Annotated in this window: 19 protein-coding genes and 1 pseudogene; 14 read left to right on the plus strand and 6 right to left on the minus strand. The window is 70.7% G+C overall.

Annotated features, from left to right (window positions below):
- The first annotated feature begins 135 nt into the window (after window positions 1–135).
- From ABZ855_RS06155 to ABZ855_RS06165, 3 genes and pseudogenes are all read left to right on the plus strand, one after another.
- A pseudogene (locus tag ABZ855_RS06155) lies at window positions 136–1,312 on the plus strand (RNA-guided endonuclease TnpB family protein).
- A 145-nt stretch (window positions 1,313–1,457) separates the two neighbouring features.
- Complete coding sequence (locus ABZ855_RS06160) at window positions 1,458–1,772, plus strand: hypothetical protein (RefSeq protein WP_360801689.1); 315 nt, start codon at window positions 1,458–1,460, stop codon at window positions 1,770–1,772.
- Window positions 1,685–2,008 carry a hypothetical protein gene (locus ABZ855_RS06165; RefSeq protein ID WP_360801692.1) on the plus strand — a complete coding sequence of 108 codons (324 nt, stop codon included), beginning with the start codon at window positions 1,685–1,687 and terminating at the stop codon, window positions 2,006–2,008. The genes ABZ855_RS06160 and ABZ855_RS06165 overlap by 88 nt, the downstream gene beginning before the upstream one ends.
- 68 nt (window positions 2,009–2,076) lie before the next feature.
- Here the strand turns inward: ABZ855_RS06165 and ABZ855_RS06170 are convergent, their stop codons facing one another.
- On the minus strand, window positions 2,077–4,005 hold the full coding sequence (locus tag ABZ855_RS06170) for an ABC transporter ATP-binding protein (protein WP_360801881.1): 1,929 nt from the start codon (window positions 4,003–4,005) through the stop codon (window positions 2,077–2,079).
- 176 nt (window positions 4,006–4,181) lie between these two features.
- On the opposite strand from ABZ855_RS06170, the gene ABZ855_RS06175 reads away from it, so the two are divergent.
- The 3 genes from ABZ855_RS06175 (at window position 4,182) to ABZ855_RS06185 (ending at window position 7,747) form a co-directional block, all read left to right on the plus strand.
- A complete protein-coding gene (locus tag ABZ855_RS06175; protein WP_360801695.1) occupies window positions 4,182–5,144 on the plus strand; it encodes a lysylphosphatidylglycerol synthase transmembrane domain-containing protein in 963 nt (320 codons plus the stop codon).
- Window positions 5,145–5,215: 71 nt separating this feature from the next.
- Window positions 5,216–6,433, plus strand: coding sequence for a GTP-binding protein (locus ABZ855_RS06180; RefSeq protein WP_360801698.1), 1,218 nt, complete (start codon window positions 5,216–5,218; stop codon window positions 6,431–6,433).
- Window positions 6,434–6,643: 210 nt separating this feature from the next.
- On the plus strand, window positions 6,644–7,747 hold the full coding sequence (locus tag ABZ855_RS06185; RefSeq protein ID WP_360801701.1) for a mechanosensitive ion channel family protein: 1,104 nt from the start codon (window positions 6,644–6,646) through the stop codon (window positions 7,745–7,747).
- A gap of 7 nt (window positions 7,748–7,754) precedes the next feature.
- On the opposite strand, the gene ABZ855_RS06190 is transcribed toward ABZ855_RS06185, so the two are convergent.
- Window positions 7,755–9,329, minus strand: a complete 1,575-nt coding sequence (locus ABZ855_RS06190; protein WP_360801704.1) for a M1 family metallopeptidase — start codon at window positions 9,327–9,329, stop codon at window positions 7,755–7,757.
- Between the two features lie 226 nt (window positions 9,330–9,555).
- Between ABZ855_RS06190 and ABZ855_RS06195 the strand changes: the two genes are divergently transcribed.
- The gene (locus tag ABZ855_RS06195; RefSeq protein WP_360801707.1) at window positions 9,556–11,775 is read left to right on the plus strand and encodes an NADP-dependent isocitrate dehydrogenase; all 2,220 of its coding nucleotides are present in this window, start codon (window positions 9,556–9,558) and stop codon (window positions 11,773–11,775) included.
- Window positions 11,776–11,905: 130 nt separating this feature from the next.
- On the opposite strand, the gene ABZ855_RS06200 is transcribed toward ABZ855_RS06195, so the two are convergent.
- Window positions 11,906–12,694 (minus strand): FCD domain-containing protein, encoded by a 789-nt coding sequence (locus ABZ855_RS06200; RefSeq protein ID WP_360801710.1) that lies wholly within the window; start codon window positions 12,692–12,694, stop codon window positions 11,906–11,908.
- Window positions 12,695–12,942: 248 nt separating this feature from the next.
- On the opposite strand from ABZ855_RS06200, the gene ABZ855_RS06205 reads away from it, so the two are divergent.
- The 6 genes from ABZ855_RS06205 to ABZ855_RS06230 are packed head-to-tail and all read left to right on the plus strand — an operon-like array spanning window position 12,943 to window position 19,663.
- Window positions 12,943–13,839: a proline iminopeptidase-family hydrolase gene (locus tag ABZ855_RS06205; RefSeq protein ID WP_360801713.1), complete on the plus strand. Its 897-nt coding sequence runs from the start codon at window positions 12,943–12,945 to the stop codon at window positions 13,837–13,839.
- A gap of 55 nt (window positions 13,840–13,894) precedes the next feature.
- Window positions 13,895–15,628: an ABC transporter substrate-binding protein gene (locus ABZ855_RS06210; RefSeq protein ID WP_360801716.1), complete on the plus strand. Its 1,734-nt coding sequence runs from the start codon at window positions 13,895–13,897 to the stop codon at window positions 15,626–15,628.
- On the plus strand, window positions 15,625–16,656 hold the full coding sequence (locus tag ABZ855_RS06215) for an ABC transporter permease (RefSeq protein ID WP_360801719.1): 1,032 nt from the start codon (window positions 15,625–15,627) through the stop codon (window positions 16,654–16,656). Before ABZ855_RS06210 ends, ABZ855_RS06215 begins: the two co-directional genes overlap by 4 nt.
- A gap of 4 nt (window positions 16,657–16,660) precedes the next feature.
- The gene (locus tag ABZ855_RS06220; RefSeq protein WP_360801722.1) at window positions 16,661–17,629 is read left to right on the plus strand and encodes an ABC transporter permease; all 969 of its coding nucleotides are present in this window, start codon (window positions 16,661–16,663) and stop codon (window positions 17,627–17,629) included.
- The gene (locus tag ABZ855_RS06225) at window positions 17,622–18,638 is read left to right on the plus strand and encodes an ABC transporter ATP-binding protein (protein WP_360801725.1); all 1,017 of its coding nucleotides are present in this window, start codon (window positions 17,622–17,624) and stop codon (window positions 18,636–18,638) included. The genes ABZ855_RS06220 and ABZ855_RS06225 overlap by 8 nt, the downstream gene beginning before the upstream one ends.
- Before the next feature lie 2 nt (window positions 18,639–18,640).
- A complete protein-coding gene (locus ABZ855_RS06230) occupies window positions 18,641–19,663 on the plus strand; it encodes an oligopeptide/dipeptide ABC transporter ATP-binding protein (protein ID WP_360801884.1) in 1,023 nt (340 codons plus the stop codon).
- A gap of 155 nt (window positions 19,664–19,818) precedes the next feature.
- Here the strand turns inward: ABZ855_RS06230 and ABZ855_RS06235 are convergent, their stop codons facing one another.
- From ABZ855_RS06235 to ABZ855_RS06245, 3 genes are read right to left on the minus strand one after another with little or no spacing between them, the layout of a single operon-like run.
- Entirely contained in the window at window positions 19,819–20,418 is a 600-nt protein-coding gene (locus ABZ855_RS06235) for a hypothetical protein (protein ID WP_360801727.1), read from the minus strand.
- A complete protein-coding gene (locus tag ABZ855_RS06240) occupies window positions 20,415–21,059 on the minus strand; it encodes a sigma-70 family RNA polymerase sigma factor (protein ID WP_360801729.1) in 645 nt (214 codons plus the stop codon). Before ABZ855_RS06240 ends, ABZ855_RS06235 begins: the two co-directional genes overlap by 4 nt.
- Window positions 21,060–21,114: 55 nt before the next feature.
- Complete coding sequence (locus ABZ855_RS06245) at window positions 21,115–22,557, minus strand: S8/S53 family peptidase (RefSeq protein ID WP_360801732.1); 1,443 nt, start codon at window positions 22,555–22,557, stop codon at window positions 21,115–21,117.
- A gap of 214 nt (window positions 22,558–22,771) precedes the next feature.
- Here ABZ855_RS06245 and ABZ855_RS06250 point away from each other — a divergent pair, with 214 nt between their 5' ends.
- Window positions 22,772–25,339, plus strand: a complete 2,568-nt coding sequence (locus ABZ855_RS06250) for a CHAT domain-containing tetratricopeptide repeat protein (protein WP_360801887.1) — start codon at window positions 22,772–22,774, stop codon at window positions 25,337–25,339.
- The last annotated feature ends 262 nt before the right edge of the window (window positions 25,340–25,601 follow it).

Below are 25,601 nucleotides of genomic sequence, written 5' to 3' on the forward strand. Positions count from 1 at the left end.
GGCGAATCTCGTGATGGCGGCGCGGAGCGTCGCCATGTCGTTCCGGTAGAGCCGGACAGTGCGGTCGCACGGGGGTGAGGTGGGGAACGGGTGTTCCCGGCGACAGGGGATGTCGCGTGTTCGTACGATCGGCGAATGCAGCTTCGGTATGCCTTCCGGTTGTACCCGGAGCCTGGTCAACGCGCTGCGTTGGCCAAGGCGTTCGGGTGCGCGCGTGTCGTGTTCAACGACGCGGTGCGCGCCCGCCAGGACGCCCACGCCGCCGAGTTGCCCTACCCGAAGGCTGCCGTCCTGTCCCAGCAGTTGATCACCCGTGCCAAGAACACTCCCGAGCGTTCCTGGCTGGGTGAGGTCTCGGCGGTTGTTCTGCAGCAGGCGTTGCGGGATGTGGAGGCCGCGTACCGGAACTTCTTCGCCTCGCTGAAGGGGGAGCGCAAGGGCCGAAAGGTGGGTGCGCCGCGTTTCAGGTCGCGCAAGGACCGTCGGCAGGCGATCCGGTTCACCGCGAACGCCCGCTGGAAGATCACCGACGGCGGGCGGCTGGCGTTGCCGAAGATCGGTGAGGTGAAGGTGAGGTGGTCGCGGGTCCTGCCGGTCGTGCCGTCGAGTGTGACGGTGATCGTGGATGCGGCGGGCCGTTACTTCGCGAGCTTCGTCATCGACACCGATACTGAGGTGGAGCGGGCCCGCTGGACGGAGCCGGACGCTGGGGCCGCGGTCGGTATCGACCTGGGCCTCACGCTCCCCCAGAGGGGGTACCCCCATTGCCGTCCTCTCCGACGGCACGAAGATCGACAGCCCACGGTTTCTGCGCCGAGCGGAAAAGAAGCTGAAGAAGTCGCAGCGGGAACTGTCCCGCAAGCGGAAGGGATCGAATAACCGGGAGAAGGCCCGCTCGAAGGTCGCCCGCGCGCACACCGCTGTGGCGGACGCGCGCAAAGAGTTCCACCACCAGCTCTCCACCCAGTTGATCCGCGATAACCAAGCCGTCGCGGTGGAGGACCTGGCGGTATCCGGACTCGCACGCACGAGGCTGGCCAAGAGCGTGCACGACGCTGGCTGGGCACAGTTCGTTGGCATGCTCGAATACAAGGCGAAAAGGTACGGCCGGACGTTCGTCAAGATCGGCCGGTTCGAGCCCACCAGCCAGGTGTGCTCCACCTGCGGGCACCAGGACGGGCCCAAACCCCTGCACGTACGGGAATGGACCTGCCCCGCCTGTTGCGGAGCGCCAGTAAGACCGGGACATGTCCCGGCACAGCGCGAAGAAACAGGAAGCCACGGAATCCCCACCCGAACCTGTGCTGCGTAGCAGCACAGCAACCGTCAGGGACGGCCAGAATCCTCGAGCTTCACTTCAGCCCGAGGAGCATGTCAAAACCCGGTGCATTCGGCCGTACGGGAGTTCCCCCGCCGCCCGGGACGACCCCTTCGCCGTACATCTCGCGGACTCGCCCGTGCTCAGCGCGCTGTACCTGGACGCGGAGTCGCAGGACGGCTATCACCGCGACCAGAACGTCTTCGGGCCCGGCGTGACCATCGAGGACGACATGGCGGTCCTGGTGCGGTACGCGAACGGCGCGACCCTGACGTACCACCTGACCGCCTACGCGCCCTGGGAGGGATACCGGATCGCCTTCAACGGCAGCGAAGGGCGGCTGGAGCTGCTGGTGGAGGAGTCGACGTGGACCCGCCCCGGGGCGCCGGCGAACACCGCCGGTCCCGTGCCGCACGGCACGGCGGTGGACGACACCGCCGGCCGTACCGACTGACGCTGCGGCGCTTCTGGGAGCGGCCGCGCGAGATCGAGGTCGCCACCGGCGAGGGCGGACACGGGGGCGGCGACGCGCGCATGCTGGAGGACGTCATCGGCACCCCGGCGCCTGACCCCCTGCACCGCGCGGCGGGCGCGGCCGACGGCGCCCGCTCCCTGGTCACGGGCCTGGCCGCGAACCGCTCCTTCGAGACCGGCCTGCCGGTGCGGACGCGGGACCTGCTGGAGGTCTGAGAAGCGTCCGAAACGGCAGTACACGGAAGGCCGGGGACCGGCCTCGCCGTGCCACTGCCGGGACCGGCCTATCGCACCGGCAGTACGGCGCTCTCCGCCGCGTCCTCCCCCGACCCGTCGGCCTCCGCCGGCTGCTCGCCGGACCGGTCGGCGAACTGGGTCCGGTACAGCTGCGCGTACCGCCCGTCCAGGGCCAGCAGTTCGTCGTGCGTGCCGCGTTCCAGGATCCGGCCCGCCTCCACCACGAGGATCAGGTCGGCCGCGCGGACCGTGGACAGCCGGTGGGCGATCACGACGGCGGTGCGGTCCGCGAGGGCCTCCGCCAACGCCTCCTGGACCGCCGCCTCCGAGGTGTTGTCCAGGTGGGCGGTCGCCTCGTCGAGGACGACGACGCGCTGCCGGGCCAGCAGCAGCCGGGCGATGGTCATGCGCTGGCGTTCGCCGCCGGAGAGGCGGTAGCCGCGTTCGCCGACCACCGTGTCCAGGCCGTCGGGCAGGTCGCGGACCAGTTCGTCGAGGCGGGCGCGGGTCAGGGCGGCCCACAGTTCGTCGTCCGTCGCCGTGGGGCGGGCCAGCAGCAGGTTGGCGCGCACGGTGTCGTGGAAGAGGTGACCGTCCTGGGTGACCATGCCGAGAGTGGCGCGCAGGGAGGCGGCGCTCAGGTCGCGGACGTCGACGCCGCCGATGCGTACGGCGCCCTCGTCGGTGTCGTACAGACGGGGCAGGAGTTGTCCGATGGTCGACTTTCCGGCGCCGGAGGAGCCGACCAGGGCGATGGTCTGACCGGGTTCGGCGCGGAAGCTGACTCCGTGCAGGACCTCCGTGCCGCCTCGGGTGTCCAGGGCGGCCACCTCCTCCAGGGAGGCGAGGGAGACGCGGTCGGCGGCGGGGTAGGCGAAGCGGACGTTGTCGAACTCCACGGCGACCGGGCCCTCGGGGGCCTCGCGGGCGTCCGGCTTCTCCTCGATGAGGGGCTTCAGGTCGAGCACCTCGAAGACACGCTCGAAGCTCACCAGGGCGCTCATGACTTCGACGCGCGCCCCCGCGAGCGACGTGAGCGGCGCGTACATGCGGGTCAGGAGCAGGGCGAGCGCGACGACCGCGCCCGGTTCCAGGGTGCCGCGCAGCGCGAACCAGCCGCCGAGCCCGTACACGAGGGCGAGCGCGAGGGCCGACACCAGGGTGAGGGCGGTGATGAAGACCGACTGCGCGAGTGCCGTCCGTACGCCGATGTCCCGGACCCGGCGGGCGCGGGCCGCGAACTGGACGGACTCCTCGTCGGGCCGCCCGAAGAGCTTGACGAGGGTGGCGCCGGGAGCCGAGAAGCGCTCGGTCATCCGGGTGCCCATCGACGCGTTGAGGTCGGCGGCCTCGCGCTGGAGTCTGGCCATCCGGCTGCCCATCCGCCGGGCCGGGACGACGAACACCGGCAGCAGCACCAGGGCGAGCAGGGTGATCTGCCAGGACAGGGTGAGCATCACGACGAGGGTGAGGACCAGGGTGACCAGGTTGCTCACCACGCCGGACAGGGTGTTGCTGAACGCGCGCTGCGCGCCGATGACGTCGTTGTTGAGCCGGGAGACGAGGGCTCCGGTGCGGGTCCGGGTGAAGAAGGCGACCGGCATGCGCTGCACATGGTCGAACACGGCCGTCCGCAGATCGAGGATGAGTCCTTCCCCGAGCGTCGCCGAGAGCCAGCGGCCGACGATCCCGAGGACGGCCTCGGCGACGGCGATGACCGCGATGAGCAGGGCGAGCCGGACGACTGTGCTCTCGTCGCCGCCCGAGACGATCGCGTCGACGACGCGGCCCGCGAGGACGGGCGTCGCGACGGCGAGCAGTGCGGTGAGCACGCTCAGCACGACGAACCGGATGATGCGGCGGCGGTGCGGGCGCGCGAACTCCGCGATACGGCGCAGGGTCGCCCGGTCGAAGGGGCGCCGTTCCTGCTGTGCGTTCATGACGCTGTGCAGCTGCATCCAGGCTGTGGTCTCCATACTCATGGCACCGACCGTACGACCTCAAGCGACCTTGAGGTCAAGGACGGGAATCACGGGTGGCTCCACGGCGGCCCTCGTGCCGTCGCCGGCTCGTCGGCCGTTGCCCGGTGTGTCGGCCGGTGGCCGTGCGCCCGCAACCCGGTGTTGGTGCGGTGCGGAGAACCTCTCCGGTTGTGACAGCGCTTCTCCTTTCCCCGGCCCGGCGCCGACGTGTCCCGGTGCGGCAGGTCCTGTGCCTGCTCCCGCTTCTCCTGGTCGCCGTGGTCGCGGTGCGCCACCGGCAGGTGCTCGCCGAGGGTTTCGGCCATCTCGCGTCGGCCAGGTGGCCCTGGTTGCTGGCCGCGGCCGGGGCGACCTGTCTGACCTGGGTGGCCGCCGCCGTCAGCAGGCAGGGGGCGGTCGTCGAGCGGTTGCCCGGGCTGCGGCTGCTCGCCACCCAGTTCGCGGCGGGCTCGGCCAACCATCTGCTGCCGACGGGGCTCGGCGCGGGCGCGGTCAATCTGCGCTTTCTGACGGTGTGCGGTCTGCCGTTGGCCCGCTCCTCGGCCGCCCTGGCCCTGTACATGCTCGCGGAGGCCGTCGGCAGGCTGGGCCTGCTGGCGGCGCTGCTGATCGCGTTCCCGCACGCGCTGCGGCTCGGAAGCGTTGTTCCGGCCACGGCTCTCGGCCCGCTGGTCATCGGCGTGTGCGCGGTGCTGTCGGCGGCGACGGTCGCCCTGGTATGCGTACGGCGGCTGCGTACGGCCGTCCTCTCCTTCCTGCGCGCGGCGCTCGGGGAGGCTCGTTCGGTGCACACGCGGCCGGCCCGGGCGCTGGCGTTGTGGGGCGGTTCGCTGGCGTTCCCGGCGCTGCAGGCCGCCGGGCTGGTCGCGGTGGGGACGGCGCTGGGGCTGCCGGTGCCGCCCTGGCACATGGCGCTCGCGTATCTCGCGGCGACGGTCGCCGTCGCGCTGATCCCGACGCCCGGCGGTATCGGTTCCGTGGAGGCGGCGCTGATCGTGGCCCTGGTGGCGGTGGGCGGGCCGGTGGCCGTCGCCACGGCGGTGGTGCTCGCGTTCCGGATCATCACCGTGTGGGTGCCGCTGCTGCCGGGGGCGTTGACGCTGGGGGCGCTGGTGCGGTTCAAGGTGATCTGAGGTCTGCCCCCGGGACGGCACCTCCGAAGCCGTTTGTGAAAATCGTTTCCAATAAGCTAGCGTGCGGACGCATGCCCACCACTACCACCACTTCCACTGACCCCCGCCTGCCCGTGACCGTGCTCTCCGGTTTCCTCGGCGCCGGAAAGACGACGCTGCTCAACCACGTTCTCGGCAACCGTCAGGGCCTCAGGGTCGCGGTCATCGTGAACGACATGAGCGAGATCAACATCGACGCGTCCCTCGTCCGGGACGGCGGCGCCCTCTCCCGTACGGAGGAGCGGCTGGTGGAGATGACCAACGGCTGCATCTGCTGCACGCTGCGCGACGACCTCCTCGAGGAGGTCGAGAAGCTGGCCCGCGCGGGCCGCTTCGACTATCTGCTCATCGAGTCGTCGGGCATCTCGGAACCCATGCCGGTCGCGGCCACCTTCGCCTTCGCCCGCGACGACGGCGCGAGCCTCCTCGACATCTCCCGCCTCGACACCATGGTGACCGTCGTGGACGCGGTGAACTTCCTGCCCGAACTGGACCGGGGCGACGATCTGCTGGAGCGCGGCATCACCCCGGTCGAGGGCGACGAACGCACGGTGAGCGATCTCCTCGTCGACCAGATCGAGTTCGCCGACGTCATCCTCCTCAACAAGACGGACCTGGTCACCGAGGAGGCCGCCGACCGTCTGGAGGCGACCCTGCGGCGCCTCAACCCGGCCGCCCGGGTACGCCGTACGGTCCGAGGCGTGATCGACCCCGCCGAACTCCTCGGCACCGGACTGTTCGATCTGGAGAAGGCCGAGCAAGCCCCCGGCTGGGTGGCCGAGTTGAACGGCGACCATGTGCCGGAGACGGAGGAGTACGGCATCTCCTCGCTCGTGCTGCGCGACCCTCGCCCCTTCCATCCCGGGCGCCTCTGGGACCTGCTCACCGGCCCGCTCGACACGGGCGCCTTCGGCCACGTCCTGCGCTCCAAGGGCTTCTTCACGCTGGCCTCGCGCCCCGGCACCACCGGCCTGTGGTCCCAGGCCGGCTCGGTGGCACGCTTCGAACCGATCGCCACCGGAAACAATGGGGATACCGCGGACGTCGAATCCCCGGCACAGGGACAGGAGTTGGTGTTCATCGGCATCGGTCTGCGCCGCCAGTCGCTGCGCCTCGCACTGTCCCGCTGTCTGTTGACGGAGGAGGAACTGGCCGCGTACGCAGCCGACTTGGCGCACACGGCCTACGAGGACCCCTTCCCCGCATGGGAGGTGCACTCGGCGGACGTCTGTGACGCGCTCCCCGTCTGAGCTGCTCAATGGCGGGTTTGCCACTGCTCGGTGCCGAGGGGCCGGCCGGATGCGGCAGGATGAGTGGTCGCCGGACTCCGTACAGACGTCCGGACATTGATCGCGCATTTCAAGGCTTGACGAACATTCGAACAGGTGGCAAGTGACGAGACTTCACATCCGGCCGTCGGTGGCGCGGGGCGCCGCGGAACCACTCCTCGGAGGTGACCGGTGAAGCGAGATCTCACCGTGGACGATCTGGTCGTGGCGGGCATCGCCCTGGCCGTGGGCCTGCTGGCGGCCGTCCTGCTGCGCATGCTGATGCGTTGGCTGGGCAGGCACGCGGACCGCACCCGCTGGAGCGGGGACGACGTCATCGTGGACGCGCTGCGCACGGTGGTGCCGTGGTCGGCGTTCACCGCGGGCGCGGCGGCCGCCGCGGCCGCGCTGCCGCTGACGAAAACGGTCGGCCACAACGTCAACCAGACGCTGACCGTGCTGCTGATCGCGGTCACGACGCTGACGACCGCGAGAGTGGTCAGCACCCTGGTGCGTACGGTCACCCAGTCCCGGTCGGCGGTCGCCGGATCGGCGACGATCTTCGTCAACATCATCAGGGTCGTCATCGTGGCCCTGGGCTTCCTGGTCGTCCTGCAGACGCTGGGCGTCTCCATAGCGCCGATGCTCACCGCCCTGGGAGTCGGCGGTCTGGCCGTCGCGCTCGCCCTCCAGGACACCCTCGCCAACCTCTTCGCGGGCATCCACATCCTCGCCTCGAAGACCGTCCAGCCCGGTGACTACATCAAGCTGAGCAGCGGTGAGGAGGGGTATGTCGAGGACATCAACTGGCGGCAGACGACCGTCCGTGCCCTGTCCAACAACCTGGTCGTCATCCCCAACGGGGAGCTCGCCAAGTCGAACATGACCAACTTCATGCGCCCCGAGCAGCAGTTGACGATCCTGGTCCAGGTCGGGGTGGCGTACGACAGCGACCTGGAGCACGTCGAGCGGGTGACCATCGAGGTCGTCGCCGAGGTGATGACCGAGATCACCGGCGCGGTTCCGGACCATGAGCCGCTCGTCCGCTTCCACACCTTCGGTGACTCCCGGATCGGGTTCACCGTCATCCTCGGCGTCGGCGAGTTCAGCGACCAGTTCCGGATCAAGCACGAGTTCATCAAGCGCCTGCACAGGCGCTACCGCGCGGAGGGCATCCGGATCCCGGCGCCCACCCGCACGGTGGCGCTGCAGCAGGGCGCGGTGGTGATACCGCAGCAGCGCGGCGCCGAGATCGAGGTCGAGCCGGGCGGGATGACCTCGGCCCGGCTCGACTGAGGGTGCGTCAGAGGGTCGCCGAGTTGTCGTGGTGACCGGCGGCCGTGCGGTTCTTCGGCGCGACCAGTGACGTGGGCACCGGGGTGACGGTCCAGTCCGGGTGACCCGGCATCCGCGGTGTCGTCGTCCCGTACAGCCAGTCCCGCAGGAAGCCGGAGAGATCCTGGCCGGCGATCTCGGAGGCGACCGAGATGTAGTTCTCGGTCGTCGCCGAGGCATTCCGGTAGCGGTCGAGGAAGGTGCGCTCGATCGCGTTGAACGTGGTCTCGCCGACCAGCTCGCGCAGCGCGTAGAGGACGAGGACGCCGCCCAGGTAGCGCTGGCTGTCGAAGAGGTTGGCCTCGTTGGGCGCCGCCACCGGCCCCGAGGTGCGGCGCCACTGGTCGCCGCGCGCGTACGTGTTCTTCATACGCGCTTCCATCGTGGTCAGGCCGAGGGAGTCGGTCCAGCCGCGCTCGTAGCGGTAGAGCAGCCCGTAGAAGTCGGCGTGGCCCTCGTTGAGCCACAGGTCGGCCCAGGTGCCGGGGCTGACGCTGTTGCCGAAGTAGGAGTGGACCAACTCGTGCATCATGTGCGAGCCGATGAACCTCTCCTCCTGGAGGAGGTAGTTCGGCTTGTACAGGGTGAGGGTCTGCGTCTCCAGGCCGGTGAAGTCGAAGGCGGCCGGGTCGTCGGAGTTGCACGGCAGCAGGCCGTACGTCTCGAACGGGAAGGCGCCGAGCCGCTGCTCGAGCCAGCTCACCAGGCCCGGGGTGAGCGCCAGCGCCGGTTCGAGGGCCGCAGCGCGCGCGACCGGGACGACATCCCGCAGCGGCAGCCCGTGCGGGCCCTGCCGGTCCTTGATCACGTAGTCGCCGACGGTGATCTGCACGAGCTCGGTCGCGATCGGCGAGCGCGAGCGGTAGCTGTACGCCGTCCGGTCGCCGTCCAGGGTCTCCGTGCGGACGAGCGTGCCACTGGCGACACCGCGCAGGGTGTTCGGCACGGTGATCCGGAACGTGAAGTCGGCCTTGTCGACCGGGTGGTCGTTGCACGGGAAGACGGTGTGCGCGGAGTTGGGCTGCGGGCACACCGCGAAGCCGTCGGGGGTGGGCACCCAGGCGGTGTGGGTGAGCGCGCGGCGCGGGTCGGCGCCGTACTCGACACAGATCGTCGTCCGGCTGTCCGCCCGCAGCGTACGGGCGGGCGTGATCCGCAGCTTCTCGTCGACCAGCTCGAACGTGGCCGGGCGGCCGGCCACCCGGACTGAGCGGATGTCGAGGCCGAGGGAGTCGAGGGAGAGGCGGCTGAGGTCCTGGGTGGTGCGGATGCGCAGGGTCGCCTCGCCGTCGACCAGCTTGGTCGTGGCGTCGTAGGCGAGGTCGAGGTGGTAGGAGGCGACGCGGTAGCCGTCGTTGCCCAGGCTCGGGTAGACGGGGTCTCCGAGAGTCTCGGCACCCGGCTCGGCGGCGTCCTTCCCCGTGGCGGTGGCAGTGCCGGACGTCCCCCCGGACGCCGCGTGGGCCGAGGGGGCCAGGGTGGTGGCCGCGGCCGTGCCGAGGAGGGCTGCCGCAGGGGCCGTCAGTCGGGTGCGATATCTCATGGTTCGCTTTCGCTGGGGCGCCGGGGGGTCAGGTCCGCCGCCGATCCGGTGTTGGTCTACCCCCTAGACCACGAGATCCGCGCGATCGGTTGCATCGGTCCGGACCGAATTTGATCGAGTCCTGTCAGGGCGGGTGTCGAGTTCCGTACGGACCCCTGTCGAGTGAGACCCGAGCACGAGATATCTTGATGTCGAGCAATGTTGCAGACGTGGAGCGGAGCACCCGGTGACTGACTCGACCATCATTTACACGCACACTGACGAGGCGCCCGCCCTGGCGACCCACTCGTTCCTGCCCGTCATCCAGGCGTACGCCTCGCAGGCCGGGGTGAACGTCGAGACCCGGGACATCTCGCTGGCCGGCCGCATCATCGCCGTCTTCCCCGAGTTCCTGGAGGAGGGCCAGCGCATCGCGGACGCCCTGTCCGAGCTGGGCGAGCTGGCGAAGACGCCCGAGGCGAACATCATCAAGCTGCCCAACGTGTCGGCCTCGATCCCGCAGCTCAAGGCCGCGATCGCCGAGCTGCAGGGCCAGGGCTACGCGCTGCCGGACTACCCGGACGACCCGAAGTCGGACGAGGAGCGCGACATCCGCGCCCGCTACGACAAGATCAAGGGTTCCGCCGTGAACCCGGTGCTGCGCGAGGGCAACTCCGACCGCCGCGCCCCCGCCTCGGTGAAGAACTACGCCAAGACCCACCCGCACCGCATGGGCGCCTGGACCCCCGAGTCCAAGACCAACGTGGCGACGATGGGCGAGAACGACTTCCGCTCCACCGAGAAGTCCGCGGTGATCTCCGAGGCCGGTTCGCTGCGCATTGAGCTGGTGGGCGAGGACGGTTCGACCACCGTCCTGCGCGAGTCCGTACCGGTCCTCGCGGACGAGGTCGTCGACGCCTCCGTCCTGCACGTCGCCGCGCTGCGCGAGTTCCTCACCGCGCAGATCGCCCGTGCCAAGGCCGAGGGCGTGCTGTTCTCCGTGCACCTCAAGGCCACGATGATGAAGGTCTCGGACCCGATCATCTTCGGCCACGTCGTACGCGCGTTCTTCCCGAAGACGTTCGCCCAGTACGGCGAGACGCTCGCCGCGGCCGGGCTGTCCCCGAACGACGGTCTCGGCGGCATCTACAAGGGCCTCGAGTCGCTGCCCGAGGGCGCCGCGATCAAGGCGTCCTTCGACGCCGAGCTGGCGGAGGGCCCGGAACTGGCCATGGTCGACTCCGACAAGGGCATCACCAACCTGCACGTGCCCTCGGACGTCATCGTCGACGCGTCGATGCCGGCCATGATCCGCACCTCCGGTCACATGTGGGGCCCGGACGGCCAGGAGGCCGACACCCTGGCGGTCCTCCCGGACTCCTCGTACTCCGGTGTCTACCAGGTCGTCATCGACGACTGCCGCGCCAACGGCGCCTACGACCCGTCGACCATGGGCTCCGTCCCGAACGTCGGTCTGATGGCGCAGAAGGCCGAGGAGTACGGCAGCCACGACAAGACCTTCGAGATCCCCGCCGCCGGTACGGTCCGCCTCGTCGACCAGGCCGGCAACGTGGTCATCGAGCAGCCCGTCGCCGCCGGTGACATCTTCCGCGCCTGCCAGACCAAGGACGCCCCGATCAAGGACTGGGTGAAGCTGGCCGTCACCCGCGCCCGCGCCACCGGCGACCCGGCGGTGTTCTGGCTGGACGAGACCCGCGCGCACGACGCCAACCTGATCGCCAAGGTCAACGCGTACCTGCCGGAGCACGACACCGAGGGTCTGGACATCCGCGTCCTGACGCCGGTCGAGGCGACCAAGCTGTCGGTGGAGCGCATCCGGCGCGGCGAGAACACGATCTCCGTCACCGGCAACGTGCTGCGCGACTACCTGACCGACCTGTTCCCGATCCTGGAGCTGGGCACCAGCGCCAAGATGCTGTCGGTCGTCCCGCTGATGGCGGGCGGCGGCCTGTTCGAGACGGGCGCCGGCGGTTCCGCGCCGAAGCACGTCCAGCAGCTCGTCAAGGAGAACTACCTGCGCTGGGACAGCCTGGGCGAGTTCTTCGCGCTGGCGGCCAGCTTCGAGCACCTCGCCACGACCACGGGCAACGCGCGGGCGCAGGTCCTCGCGGACACGCTCGACCGCGCCACGGCGACCTTCCTCAACGAGGACAAGTCGCCGACCCGCCGTGTCGGCGGAATCGACAACCGGGGCAGCCACTTCTTCCTGTCCCTGTACTGGGCGCAGGAGCTGGCGGCGCAGACGGATGACGCGGAGCTGGCGAAGGCGTTCGCCTCGTTCGCGTCGGCGCTCACCGCCAACGCGGACGCGATTGTCGCTGAGCTGATCGCCGTTCAGGGCAAGCCTGCGGACATCGGGGGGTACTACCAGCCTGACGTTGAGAAGGCGAAGACAGTCATGCGTCCTTCTGCTACCTGGAACTCGACGTTGGCGACCCTGAGCTAGGACTGTTCGTCGGCTGCCGGCCGGTGGGGGCTGGTCGCGCAGTTCCCCGCGCCCCTGAAGGGGCGCGTTCCGCACCGGAGTTCGAGCTGTACCGATCGGCCCCCGGGATTCTTGTCCCGGGGGCCGATCGTCATGACCGGCCGACGTCCCTGACCCTCGCCAGTACGTCGCGGATCATGTCCGCGCTGATTGTGAAGTGGGCCCGGGCGATTTCCTCCGCTCGGGTCGGGTCGCCGGAGGCGATTGCCTCGTAGAGGGCCTTGTGGTCCTCGCCGCCGCGGTGGAAGTGGGTGCGTTCGCCCTTGCCCCAGGGTTCGACCGGGAAGCCCAGGCTGGCGCGGGCCAGCAGGTCCCGGCTGAGCATGGCGATCTGCGGGTTGTGCGTGGCGTCGCAGACCGCGCGGTGGAAGGCGCTGTCGGCGGCGTGTTCCTCGCGCGGATCGCTCGCGGACAGGTAGGCCGTCAGGGCGTCGCGCATGGGTACGAGGTCCTCGGGGCGCCGGCGTCGGGCCGCCGTCGCCGCCACCATCCCCTCCACCAGGCCGCGCAGGTCGAAGAGTTGCTCGAACTCGGCCCAGCGCGGCACCAGGGTGCGCCGGACGGCGGCGCCGGACGACTCGGTCCAGGCGTCGCGCACAAAGGCACCGCCGTTGCGGCCCCGGCGGATCTCGATGACGCCCACGGCCTGGAGCCGGCCGATCGCCTCGCGCACCGTGGGCCGGCTCACCCCCAGCAGGGTGATCAGCTCGCGTTCGACAGGCAGCCGCTCCCCCGGCAGGAAGTCGCCCACGGCGATCGCGGTGAGCAGCCGGTCGGAGACCTCGTCGACCGCCGAGGCCACGCGCACCGGACGCAGTTCGGGCGAGGGTGCGCCGCCTCCGGACAGGGCACGGTCGAGCACCCGCGTGAACTCGTCCACGGCGCCCGGTCTCTCCGGCGGCTCGGGTGGTTGTGGTGACTCCGGTGCGACGGTCAGCGGTCCTCCCCGGTCGATCGCGGATTCCGGGCGCGTGAACGCGCAGTTACTTCTGCCGGGCCACCGCTAAAAGGTCTTAAAAGGTCTTGTGGACTGAGCATTTACCCAAACAGTATGTCAGCCATCCACAGACGCCCAAGCGATTCAAGACATGGACTGGCTTGATTCCGCCTGCCCCCGGAGGCTCTCCAGTGGCGATTCCCGAACCGAACCACACCGGGACCATCGACTTCAACGGCTGGTCCACCTGGTACCGGATCACCGGCGAACCCGGCAGGACACCGCTGGTGGTCCTGCACGGCGGCCCCGGCGCCGGGCACGACTACACACTGCGCATCGCCGGCATCGCCCGGCAGGGCCGCCCGGTCGTGCACTACGACCAGCTCGGCATCGGACGGTCCACCCATCTGCCCGACAAGGGCGCCGACTTCTGGACCGTTCAGCTCTTCCTCGACGAACTCGACAACCTGCTGCGGAAGTTGGACCTCGCCGACGGCTACCACCTGCTCGGCCAGTCGTGGGGCGGCATGCTCGCCGCCGAGCACGCCGTGCGCCGCCCGGCCGGACTTCGCGGTCTGGTCATCGCCAACTCCCCCGCCTCCATGGAACTCTGGCTCGCGGGCGCCGCCGAACTCCGCTCCGCGCTGCCGCCCGAGGTCCAGCAGACCCTGTCCGCCCACGAGGCGGCCGGGACCACCGACCACCCCGACTATCACGCCGCCGAGCAGGTCTTCTACGAGCGCCATGTGTGCCGTACGGTCCCCGTGCCCGCCGAGGTCCAGGCGACCTGGGACAACATCGCGGCCGACCCGACCGTCTACCACACGATGAACGGGCCGAACGAGTTCCATGTCGTCGGGACCATGAAGGACTGGTCGGTCGTCGACCGGCTGCACCTGATCGACGTGCCGACCCTGCTGGTGTCCGGCCGCCACGACGAGGCCACGCCCGACACACTCCGGCCCTTCGCCGACCTCGTCCCCGATGTGCGCTGGCACATGTTCGAGCACTCCAGCCATATGCCGCACGTCGAGGAGGAGGAGCTGTACCTCCAGATCGTCGGCGACTTCCTCGACTCCACCGACTGAGTCCCCCACTCCCCCTGATCACATCAACACCCGCTGCACCGACGGGAGTTACCCGATGTCCCGGATCACCAGTCGCACCACGTTCGCCGCCGTGACCGCCGCCCTCGCCCTCACCGCGACCGCCTGTTCGTCGTCCGACGACGGTGGCGGCGGCACGTCGAACCCGACCTCCACCACCACCGGTGGCGCCCAGTCGACCGCGTTCCAGCCCGCGCACAAGGGCGGCACGCTGAAGCTGGTCGCCCACGCGGCCGCCGGGTCCTTCGATCCTCAGGTCAACTACACCCTCCAGTACTGGCAGTTGTACCAGTCGATGTACGACGGCCTGCTCGCGTTCAAGAAGACCGGCGGCCAGGAGTCGTTCACCGTCGTCCCCGATCTTGCGGCGGCCATGCCAGTGGTCAGCAACGGCGGGAAGACGTACACCTTCACGCTCCGCAAGGGCATCAAGTTCTCCACCGGGAAGCCGGTGACCACCGACGACGTCGTGGCGTCCTTCCAGCGGATCTTCAAGGTGTCCAGCCCGACCGCCGGCACCTTCTACAACGGGATCGTCGGCGCGGACGCCTGTCTCAAGACCCCGGCGTCCTGCACCCTCGCCAAGGGCGTCGTCGGTGACGCGGCGGCCGGCACGGTCACCGTGAACCTGACGGCGCCGGACCCGGAGTTCCCGTACAAACTGGCCGTTCCGCACGCCAGCATCCTGCCGAAGGACTCGCCGGCCAAGGACGCGGGCACCAAGCCCCTGCCGACGACCGGCCCGTACATGGCGGCCTCCTACGACCCGAACCGGGCGCTGAAGCTGGTGCGCAACCCGTACTTCAAGGAGTGGTCCCGCGAGGCGCAGCCGCAGGCCTACGCCGACGACGTCGACTACACCTTCGGGCAGACCGTCGAGTCCGAGGTGACCGCCGTGCAGAACGGTCAGGCGGACTGGATGTTCGACCCGCCGCCCGCCGACCGGCTGAGCGAGATCGGCACGACGTACGCCTCCCAGGCGCACGTCAATCCGCTGACCGCGTTCTGGTACGTCACGCTGAACGTCAACTCGGCCCCGTTCAACAACAAGTTGGCGCGGCAGGCCATCAACTGGGCGGTCGACCGGAACGCGGTGGTCGGGCTGTACGGCGGCAAGAACCTCGCCTCGCCCGCGTGCACGATCCTGCCGCCGGGCTTCCCGGGACACGTCGACAAGTGCCAGTACACGAAGGGCGGCGGGAAGACCTGGTCGGCGCCCGACCTCGCCAAGGCGAAGGCGCTGGTCAAGCAGTCGGGGACGGCAGGGCAGGAGGTCGGCATCGTCGTGCAGGACGACGAGGTCAACAAATCGATCGGGCAGTACCTGCAGAGTCTGCTGACCCAGCTCGGCTACAAGGCGACCCTCAAGCCGCTGTCGGCGAACATCCAGTTCACGTACATCCAGAACACCAAGAACAAGGTGCAGTTGGCCCTGACCTCCTGGTACCAGGACTATCCGGCCGCCTCCGACTTCCTCAACGTGCTGCTGTCCTGCGCCTCGTTCCACCCGGGCAGCGACTCCAGCATCAACATCTCCGGGTTCTGTGACAAGGGCATCGAGGGCCGGATGCAGACCGCGCTGAAGACCGGCCAGACCGACCAGAAGGCAGCGGACCAGCAGTGGGCGACGATCGACCAGGACATCATGGCCCAGTCCCCGGTGGTCCCGGTGATCAACCCGAAGATCATCGACTTCACGTCGAAGCGGGTCGGCAACTACCGGTTCAGCAAGCAGTTCTACATGCTCGTCGGGCAGTTGTGGGTCAAGTGAGCGGCATCGCGACCCAGTTGGCCGTCCCCGAGGCCCGGCGACGTTCGCCGGGCCCCTGGCGGACCGCCGCCGCCGACCTGCTGCGCAACAGGTCGGCGGTGGCCGCGGCCCTCGTCCTGCTCGCCGTCGTCACCGTGACCCTGTGCGCACCGCTGTACGCCGACCACATCGCGCACACCGACCCGTTCCAGTCCCATGTCTCCGGAACGACGGTCGTGGAGGGAAGAACCGTGCCGGTGCTCACCCCCAGCACCACCGGCCTCGGCCTCGGTGTCACGCCCATCGGCCCCACCTGGGACTTCGGTCACTACTTCCTCGGCGCCGACAACCAGGGCCGGGACGTCATGGCCCGACTGCTGTACGGCGGCCGGACCAGCCTGTTCATCGGGGTCACGGCGGCACTGCTGTGCTGTGTCCTCGGTACGGCCGTCGGGGTCATCGCGGGATACGCGGGCGGGGTCGTCGACGCGGTCATCTCCCGTGTCCTGGACGTCATCTGGGCCTTCCCGGTCTATCTGCTGGCCATCTGTCTGTCCGTCGTCCTGCTCACCGACGGGCTCAGCCTCGGACCGCTCACAGTCGAGGCCGGGAGCCTGTGGCTGCCGGTGGTGATCATCGCGGCGATCTACGTCCCGTACGTGGCCCGGCCCATGCGCGGACAGGTGCTGGTGCTGCGGAACAAGGAGTTCATCCAGGCGTCCATCGGGTCGGGCGCGCCCGCGCTGCGCGTGATGCGCCGGGAGGTCCTGCCGAACGTGCTGCCCACGGCGATCGTGTTCCTGCCGCTGATGACCGCGCTCGCGATGCTCACGGAGTCGGCGCTGTCCTTCCTGTCGGTCGGCGTCCAGGCTCCCGACGCCAGTTGGGGCACGATCATCGAGGACGGACTCGGCCTGCTGTACACCCGCCCGACCGTGACCGTCGCCCCCGGGCTGCTCATCGCGCTGACGACGGCGGCCCTCAACGTCCTCGGCGACGGGGTGCGCGACGCCCTCGACCCGAGCGCCCGGCTCCGGGGAGGGGTGTGATCCGATGCTGTACTTCGCGCTGCGGCGCTTCCTCTCCGCGCTGCTGGTGATGTTCGCGATCAGTGTGCTGGTGTTCCTGATCTTCTTCGCCACCCCGGGAGTCGACCCCGCCGCCCGGATCGCGGGCCGCAACGCCGACCCGGCCACCCTCGCGCAGGTACGGCACTCCTTCGGCCTCGACCGGCCGTTGCCCGTGCGCTACCTCCTGATGATGCGGCATCTGCTGATCGACCGGGACCTGGAGTCGTTCGTCAACCGCGGCTCGAAGGTCATCCCGCAGATCACGCAGGCCATGCCCGTGACGCTGTCGCTGGTGATCGGGGCGGCGGTCATCTGGATGACGGTCGGCATCCTCATGGGCACGGTGGCCGCCGCCCTGCGCGGCACGGCCGCCGACCCGCTGATCATGCTGGTCGGAGTCGTCGGCGTCTCGCTGCCCGCCTACTGGCTCGGCGAGGTCGTCAACCTGCTCACCCAGAAGCGCCTGCACGACTCGGTGTTCTCCTGGGTACCGCCGCCCGGCTATGTCGAACTGGGCAAGGACCCCGGCCAGTGGGCGCTGCACCTGCTGTTCCCCTGGCTGACCCTGGCCCTGCTGTACGCCGGTATCTACGCCCGGCTGCTGCGCGGCGAGATCGTCAGCGCGCTGAACGAGGACTACGTGCGTACGGCGCGGGCCAAGGGGCTGTCCGAGCGGCGGATCCTCGTCCGGCACGCGCTGCGCTGCTCGCTCATTCCGATCGTGTCGCTGTTCGGCCTGGACTTCGGCGCGCTCGTGGGCGGGGCCGCCCTGCTCACCGAGGTCGTCTTCGGCCTGCCGGGCGTCGGCAAGCTCACCTTCGACGCGCTGCAGAACCTGGATCTGCCCGTGATCATGGGGACGGTCCTGTACGCGGCGTTCTTCGTGGTCCTCGCCAACGCCCTGGTCGACATCCTGTACGCGCGACTCGATCCGAGGGCCCGCCATGTCTGAACCCCTGCTGGACGTACGGGATCTGCGGATCTCCTTCCGCACCCGCACCGGTGCGGTCACAGCCGTGGACGGGCTCTCCTTCTCGGTCGCGCCCGGCGAGATCCTGGGCGTGGTCGGCGAGTCGGGTTCCGGCAAGAGCGTCTCGATGCTGGCCGTGCTGCGGCTGCTGACCAGCCCGAACGTCACCGTCACGGGCGAAGTCCGCTTCCGTGGGCGGGACTTGCTCACCCTCCCCGACAAGGAGATGCGGTCGGTGCGCGGCCGGGAGATCGCCATGGTCTTCCAGGACCCGATGACCGCGCTGACCCCGGTCTACACGGTCGGCCGGCAGATCGCCGAGCAGATCCGGACGCACGAGAAGGTGTCCCGGAAGGAGGCGCTCGCCCGGGCGGTCGGGCTGCTGTCGGACGTGGGCATCCCGGACGCGGGTTCGCGCGTCGACGCCTACCCGCACGAGTTCTCGGGCGGGATGCGGCAGCGGGCGGTCATCGCGATGGCCCTCGCCTGCGGTCCTGCGCTGCTGATCGCCGACGAGCCGACCACCGCGCTCGATGTGACGATCCAGGCCCAGATCCTCGACCTGATGCGGGAGTTGAACGGGCGCGGTTCGGCGGTGGTGCTCATCACGCACGACATGGGTGTGGTGTCCGAGATCGCCGACCGGGTGCTGGTCATGTACGGCGGCCGCGCGGCCGAGGAGGGCCCGCGCGAGGCCGTGTTCCACGGTCCCCGGCATCCGTACACCTGGGGGCTGCTCGACTCGGTGCCCCGGGTCGGCGGGCCCCGGCTGCGCCGGCTGCCCACCATCGCGGGCGTGCCCGTGTCGCCGGACGACGTGCCGGAGGGGTGCGCGTTCGCGCCGCGTTGCCCGGCGCGGCACGACCGGTGCGACGAACGCCCGGTCCTCAGCGGCGAGTCGGGGCACCGGGACGCCTGCTGGCTGCCGCCCGGGGAGCGGGCATCGGCCCGTACGGCGCACTCGACACCGGACAGAAGGGCGGCACCGTGACCATGGACGCACAGACCGCGACCGGCGGCGCCGAGGTGCTGCTGCGCGCCACGGACGTCACCAAGCACTACCCCCTGCGCGGCGACTCCTTCACCCGCCACCGCAAGGTGCTGCGGGCCGTGGACGGGGTCTCGCTGGAGGTGCGCGCGGGTGAAACCCTCGGCATCGTCGGCGAGTCCGGCTGCGGCAAGTCCACCCTGGGCCGCTGTCTGGTCCGGCTGACCGACATCACCGCTGGGCGGGTCGAGTTCGACGGGCAGGACATCACCACTCTGTCCGCGCGCCGCCTGCGTCCCGTACGGCCAGGGATGCAGTTGGTCTTCCAGGATCCGCAGGCCTCCCTCAACCCGCGTCGCCGGGCCGGGGAGATCGTCGCCGAGCCACTGCTCATCCACCGGTACGGGGATGCCGCCGCCGTCCGGCGCAGGGTGGCCGAGCTGTTCGACGTGGTGGGGCTCGCGGCGGCCCATCTGGACCGGTACCCGCACGAGTTCTCGGGCGGCCAGCGGCAACGCATCGGTATCGCCCGGGCGTTGGCGACCAACCCGAAGCTGGTCGTCGCCGACGAACCGGTGTCCGCGCTCGATGTGTCGATCCAGGCGCAGGTGCTGAACCTGTTCGCCGACCTCCAGGACGAGTTCGGGCTGACGTACGTCTTCATCGCGCACGACCTGGGCGTGGTCCGTCATGTCTCGGACCGGATCGCCGTCATGTATCTCGGCGAGATCGTGGAACTCGCCGACACGGAGACGCTGTACGGGGCTCCCGCGCACCCGTACACCGAGGCGCTGATGTCGGCCGTCCCGGAGATCGACGACGGGACCGGCGCCGCTGACGCGCCCCGCCGGGAGCGGATCGTGCTCAGCGGGGACGTGCCCGACCCGGTGGCCAAACCGGCCGGCTGCGCCTTCCACACACGGTGTCCGTACGCGCGGGAGGTGTGCGCGGTGGAGCGGCCCCGGCTGGTCGAGGTGGCGCCCGGTCGTGCGGTCGCCTGCCACCATCCGCTCGTGGCGCCGAGTTGACGACGCCCGGGGGCAGGGCCGCGGCGGAACGGCCCCGGCTGATCGAGACAGCGCCGGGACGCGCGGTCGCCTGCCATCATCCCCTGGTGGCGGCGGGTTGACGGCGTCCGGGGGCGGGTCCGCGGTGGAGCCGCCCCCGGTGGCCGTCGGTCGTGTCAGGCGCGCAGCCACTCCGTCATGACGACCTCCGCGTCCGTCCGCAGCCGGAGCGCGAACGGGCCGGTGACGTGCAGGTCTCCGGCGAAGCGGCCCATGTCGTCCGCGGTGAGGGCGGGCGGGGAGGCGAGCTGCGGGCCGTTCAGCACCTCGATCCTGGCTCCCTGCGGTGGCAGCAGCTGGCCCATCAGACCGTGCGCGGTCACCTCGATGTCGACCGTCAGCTCGTCCGTGCGGAAGGTCAGCATGCGGGGTGCGTCGACGGCGCCTCTGACCGGGATGCCGTGGACGAGCGAGTCGAAGGTCAGCTCGGCCAGCTGAATGTCGAGCGAGTACAGGGCGTAGGCCTCGACGGCGGTCTGCTGGAGCTGCGCCGGTACCGGATCCATGATCGCGGCGGCCTGGCGGAGCGTCTCCTCCAGGAGGTCGTTGTCCAGCGAGTCGTCGCCCTCCAACCCGGCCAGGTCGTCGGTCTCGCCGTCGAGTTCGTCGTCCGCGTCGTCGAAGGCACCCGTGTCGTCAGCGCTGTTCATGTCGGCCGTGCCGTCCAGGTCGTCGGAGTCGTGGGGTGATCCGTCGTGATCGTGTGCGTTGTTCACAGCACCCCCCGGGCGGCGAGCCGTACCCGCAGCCGGCGCAGGCAGCGCTGGCGGAGGGGGCCGATACTGCCGACGGCGATGCCGAGTGCGGCGGAGATCTCCTGGTAGCTCGGTGGCGGCGCGGACATCAGGACGCGCAGCAACTGCCTGCATCGGGCGCCCAGTTCCTCGAACTCCTGCCATAACCTCCGGATGCGCTCGGCCTCGGTGGAGGCCTCCTCGGACTCGATCACCCACTGCTCGGGCGTACGGTCGTCGCTGATCCGGTCGAGCAGTTGGGCGTCGTCCGTCGGTGTCATCCGGTGCGCGCTCTTGATGACCTTGAGGCACTCGTGCCGTGCGGTGCTGGCGAGCCACGAGCCGGCCTTCTCCGGTTCACGGATCCGGCCCAGGTGCTGGGCGAAACGGAACCAGACGGTCGAGTAGACCTCATGCGCGTCCGCGTCGGACAGCCGGTGGGCGCGCGCCACCGACCACACCAGCGGGCTCAGCCCCTCCACCAGCGCCTTCCAGCCCGCGGCGTCACCGTCGACGGCGGACTGGACCAACGCGCCGACCGCAGCTCGCTCCACGTCCCCACCCCTCGTGTACGGCCAGTCATCGTACGCCGTGGAAGGGGGTGCTCCACTCGTCCTGCGCATGGTCCTCACTCGATATGTCCTTTTGCGAAGGCCTGTTCATGAAGGCCTGTCGGCCTCATGGGGCGGGCGGGATGTTCACGACCGGAACCGGGGTCCAGGTGGGTGGGATCAGCGCCGGTACGACCGCGCCCCGGACCTCCGCGAACTCGGTGTTCGCCGCGAGGAGTTGCTGCCTGGCGGCGCGCGGGTCGGTCTCCTTGTGGGCGGTCATGTGGGCGGCGATCAGCGCCGCGACCACCGGCGTGGCGAAGGAGGTGCCGCTCCACTGGGCGAACCCGTCGAACATCACCTGGTCCGGGGTGCCGGAGGTGGTCTCGTTGTCCCCCGAGAGCACACCGAGGTGCTGGGGGGTCTGGCAGGTGCAGGCGTAGGTGAAGTGGTGGCGGCAGGTGGCGTACGTGCTGTGCTGGTAGATGTACGGCACCGGGGCGTCGAAGCCGGTGAGGGCGCCGGTGAGACGCTCGCCGGGGGCGTAGACTTTCACCCACGCGCCGTGGTTGGTGAAGCAGGCGCCGAACTCGCCGTCGCTGCGCAGGGCGCCCACGGAGATCACGGACTGGGCGTACTCGGGCTGGTCGGCGTAGGCGGCGGGCCAGAAGGGGGTGGCGCTGGCGTTGTTGCCCGCGGCGGCGACCAGCAGGGTGCCCGGCTGCTCGCGCAGGGCCTCCATGAAGGCGGCGAGGCCGAGCAGGCCCTCCGTACTGCCGTTGGAGGTGCCGGCGGAGAGACTGATGATGGCCGGCCAGCCGTCGCGTTCGACGGCCTCGAAGAGCTTGTCGCCGAACTCGGACTCCAGGATCGCGCCGGCGTCGTTGAGCGTGTTGCGGGAGACGATGTTCGTGTTGGGGGCGACGGCCGCGACGAGTCCCGAGATGAACGTGCCGTGCCCCGCGTACTGCTGGAGCACGCCGGCCGCGTCGCACTCGTCGATCTGGGTGTCGCCCTGGACGTGGGCCATCGCCGGGTAGGACGCGAAGTCGTGCATGAGGCCGGTGTCGACGACCAGGACCGCCACCGCGCTGTCCGCGTCGTAACCGCCCTCCGACACCGCCGGGTTGGGTCCCGCGCTGAACGGGACGGGGACCGGCTCGTCGCCGGGGCAGGCGTTGACGGGGGCGATGTGCACGACGTGGTTGCGGCTGACCAGGCGCCGCCCCGCGTTGCCCTCGGTCTGCCTGAGCGCGCGCAGGGCGCCCGCCACCGCGCGGTCGCCGCGCCGGCCGCCCTCGCCGGGGTCGCCGACCCGGATGCGGGTGATGCCCGACCGGTTGGTCTCCGGGCTCGCCCGGCGCACGTCGTCGGCGGTCAGGCCGGCGAACGTGGTGAAGTGCGCGCGTACGGTGTCCTCGACGATCCGCGCCTCCTCGCCGTCGCGGGCCAGGACGACGCCCTTCTCGTAGATGAACTCGGCCGCGTCGTCCGGACCCATCGCCAGTTCGACGCCGGGCATGGAGCGCTGGATCTGGTCGAACTGCTCCTGGAAACGCTGAGGTGCCATGAATGTCCTCCCCCTCGAACCGATCCCCTGTTGCCTCTATGAAGAGCCGCCGGGACGCCGCGTGATACAGGTGCCGCTTCACGTTTGTTGATACAGGGATCGATCAGCGATGGACAGCGAGTTATCCATGGCCAAACCTGTGTGACGGGGGTCGCGGAGCACTACCATCCGTTGGGTGACAGCGGGAAGTGACACGGTTCTCGAACTGCTTCCGATGGTGTTCGCCCGCCCGAAGGACGCCCTCGCGCGCGCGGAGAACGTCCTGGGCGACGATCCGACGCCGTTGCACGCCTCCGTCGCCCATCAGGTGATCGGGATGTGGCAGCGGGACTTCGGCGACATGCGCGTCGCCCTGCGTCATCTGCGGCGCGCCCGCGATCTCGCGGCGGACGCCGGGTCCGCGGAGCGCGAGGCGGACGTCCTCGGCACACTGGGCGTGGCGCTGGTCCACGCGGGCCGCACCCGGCAGGGCCTGGCCGCCTTCGAACAGGGCGTGGACCGGGGTACGGGCCATACACGCGCGCGCGTGCTGTACCGGCGGGCCTACGCCTGGTGGGTGCTCGGGCATCACCGCGAGGCCCTCGACGACGTACGTCGGGCCATTCCCGTGCTGCGGCAGGCGGACGACACCATCTGGACGGCTCGGGCGCTGACCCTGCGGGCCACCGTGCATCTGGCGCTCGGGCGCCCCGAGCGCGCCGACGCCGACTTCACCGCCGCCGAGCAGATGTGGGACACCACCGGCCAGGAGCACGACAAGGCCGACGTCGTGGAGAGCCGCGCGCTGGCCGCGTACCGGGCGGGCGACATCCCGGCGGCGCTGCGCCTGTTCGACGAGGCGGCGGAGCGGTACGACCGGCTGGGCACGCCGATCTTCATGTTCTACATCCGGCGCTGCGAAGTGCTGATGGCCGCCGGGCTGGCCCGCGAGGCGGTCGCGGAGGCCGACGCGGCGCTCGGTGTGCTCGACGGCATCGGCGGACAGAGCACCCGCAAGGCGGAGTTGCTGCTGACCGCGGCGAAGGCCGCGCGGCTCGCGGACGATCCGCAGACCGCGATCGCCCGCGCGGCCGTCGCCGTACGCCTGTTCGCCGGGCAGCGGCGCAGCTGGTGGGAGGCGCACGCCCGGCTGGTGCTGCTCGAGGCGCGGGTGGCGACCGGGCGGAAGTCGGGGCGGCTCGTCGCGGACGCGGCGGCGGTGGCCGACCGGCTCGCCGCCTTCGGTTCGCCGGCCGCCCCCGAGGCGTCGCTGCTGGCGGGGCGGATCGCGCTCGAGCTGGGCTGGCGGGAGGACGCGGAGAAGCATCTGCGGGTCGCCGCCCGCAGCCGGCGCGTCGGGCCGCCGCTGGCGCGGATGACGGGGTGGGCGGCGCAGGCGCTGCGCGCGGAGGCGGCCGGATCGGGGCGGGGCGTGCTGGAGGCCTGCCGGCGGGGGCTGGCCGTCCTGGACGACCACCGGATGACGCTCGGCGCGTCGGAGCTGCGGGCCCGGGCGACCGCGCAGGGTGCCGAACTGGCGGCCCTGGCTCAGCGGGCGACCCTGGTCTCGGGTGGGTCGCGGCGGTTGCTGGTGTGGAGCGAGCGGTGGCGGGCGACGGTCCTCACGGCGCCGCCCGCCCGGCCGCCGGACGATCCGGCGCTCGTCCAGAGCCTGACCGCGTTCCGGGAGATCGCCGCGCGGGCGGAGGAGGCCCGGATCGACGGCCGTCCGGTGCCCGCGCTGGAGCGGGAACAACGGCGCCTGGAACGGGAGGTGCGCTCCCGTACCCTCCACATCCGTGGCGAGTCCCCGGGGGCCGAACGGCGCTTCGACCCCGCCCGGCTGCTGGAACGCCTGGGCGGTGGTGGGCGGTTGATCGAGATCGCGGTCGTCGACGGCCGGGTGCAGGTGCTGCTGTGCGGCGAGGGGCGGGTGCGCCGTTTCGAGGCGGGGCTGCTCGCGGACGCGGTGATCGAGGCGGAGCATGTACAGGCCGGGCTGCGGCGGCTCGCGCATCCCGGGGCGGAGGGCAGGCTTGCGGTCCTGGAGGCTTCGGGGCGCCGGCTCGAGGAACTGCTGCTGGGCGCGGCGGTACCACATCTGGGGTCCGGCCCCGTGGTCGTGGTCCCGCCCGGGCGGCTGCACCGGGTCCCCTGGGCCCTCCTTCCCTCCCTCCGGGAGCGGGTGCTCAGCGTGTCCCCGTCGGCGAGCAGCTGGCTGCGCGCCCAGGAGACCGGGCCCCCGCCGGGCGGGCGGCACGTCCTGGTCCGGGGACCGGGTCTGGCGAGCGGCGGGGCGGAGGTGCCCGACCTGGTCGACCGGTACGGCAGGCCGACGGTCCTCGAACACGAGGGGGCGCGGGTACCCGCGGTGCTGGACGCGCTCGACGGGGCCGCGCTCGCCCATATCGCGGCCCACGGCACGTTCCGGGCGGACAGTCCGCTCTTCTCGTCGCTGCGGATGGCCGACGGTCCGCTGATCGTGCACGACTTCGAACGCCTGGGTCGCAGCCCGTACCGGATCATCCTCTCCAGCTGCGACACCGGCCGCCTGGCCAACGTCGGCGCCGACGAACTCCTGGGCCTGGTCACGGCGTTGCTGCCGCTGGGCACGGCGGGCGTGGTGGCGAGCAGCGCCCCGGTCAACGACGCGGCGGTGGTCCCCCTGATGCTGGCCCTCCACAAGGGCCTCACCGTGGGCCTCTCCCTGGCCGAGGCCCTCCGAGACGCCCGAGCGGCCCTACCGGGCGACGCGACCCACCAGGCAACAGGATGGGCATTCTCGGCGTTCGGCTCCGCCTGAAGCCGCCGGGAGGCTCCAGTGCCCGCACGGTGGGCATGAGCACGGTGGCCGGCGATGTCACGCCCTGCCCCCGGTCCCGGACCGCATGGCCGCCGATGCCTCGGGCGCCCACGGCAAGACACCGGTCAACGACGAACGCAGGTCCCTGCCGGGGACTCGACGTCCGACGCCAAGGGCGAGCCCCTCGGCCCTCGTGAGCCAAGGCCCCCGCGATCACACTGATCGCACCGCCGGCCCTGCCTCCGACGGCGTTCGGCAACGC

This window comes from Streptomyces sp. NPDC047042 (genome assembly GCF_040644035.1).
Taxonomy (GTDB): Bacteria; Actinomycetota; Actinomycetes; order Streptomycetales; family Streptomycetaceae; genus Streptomyces.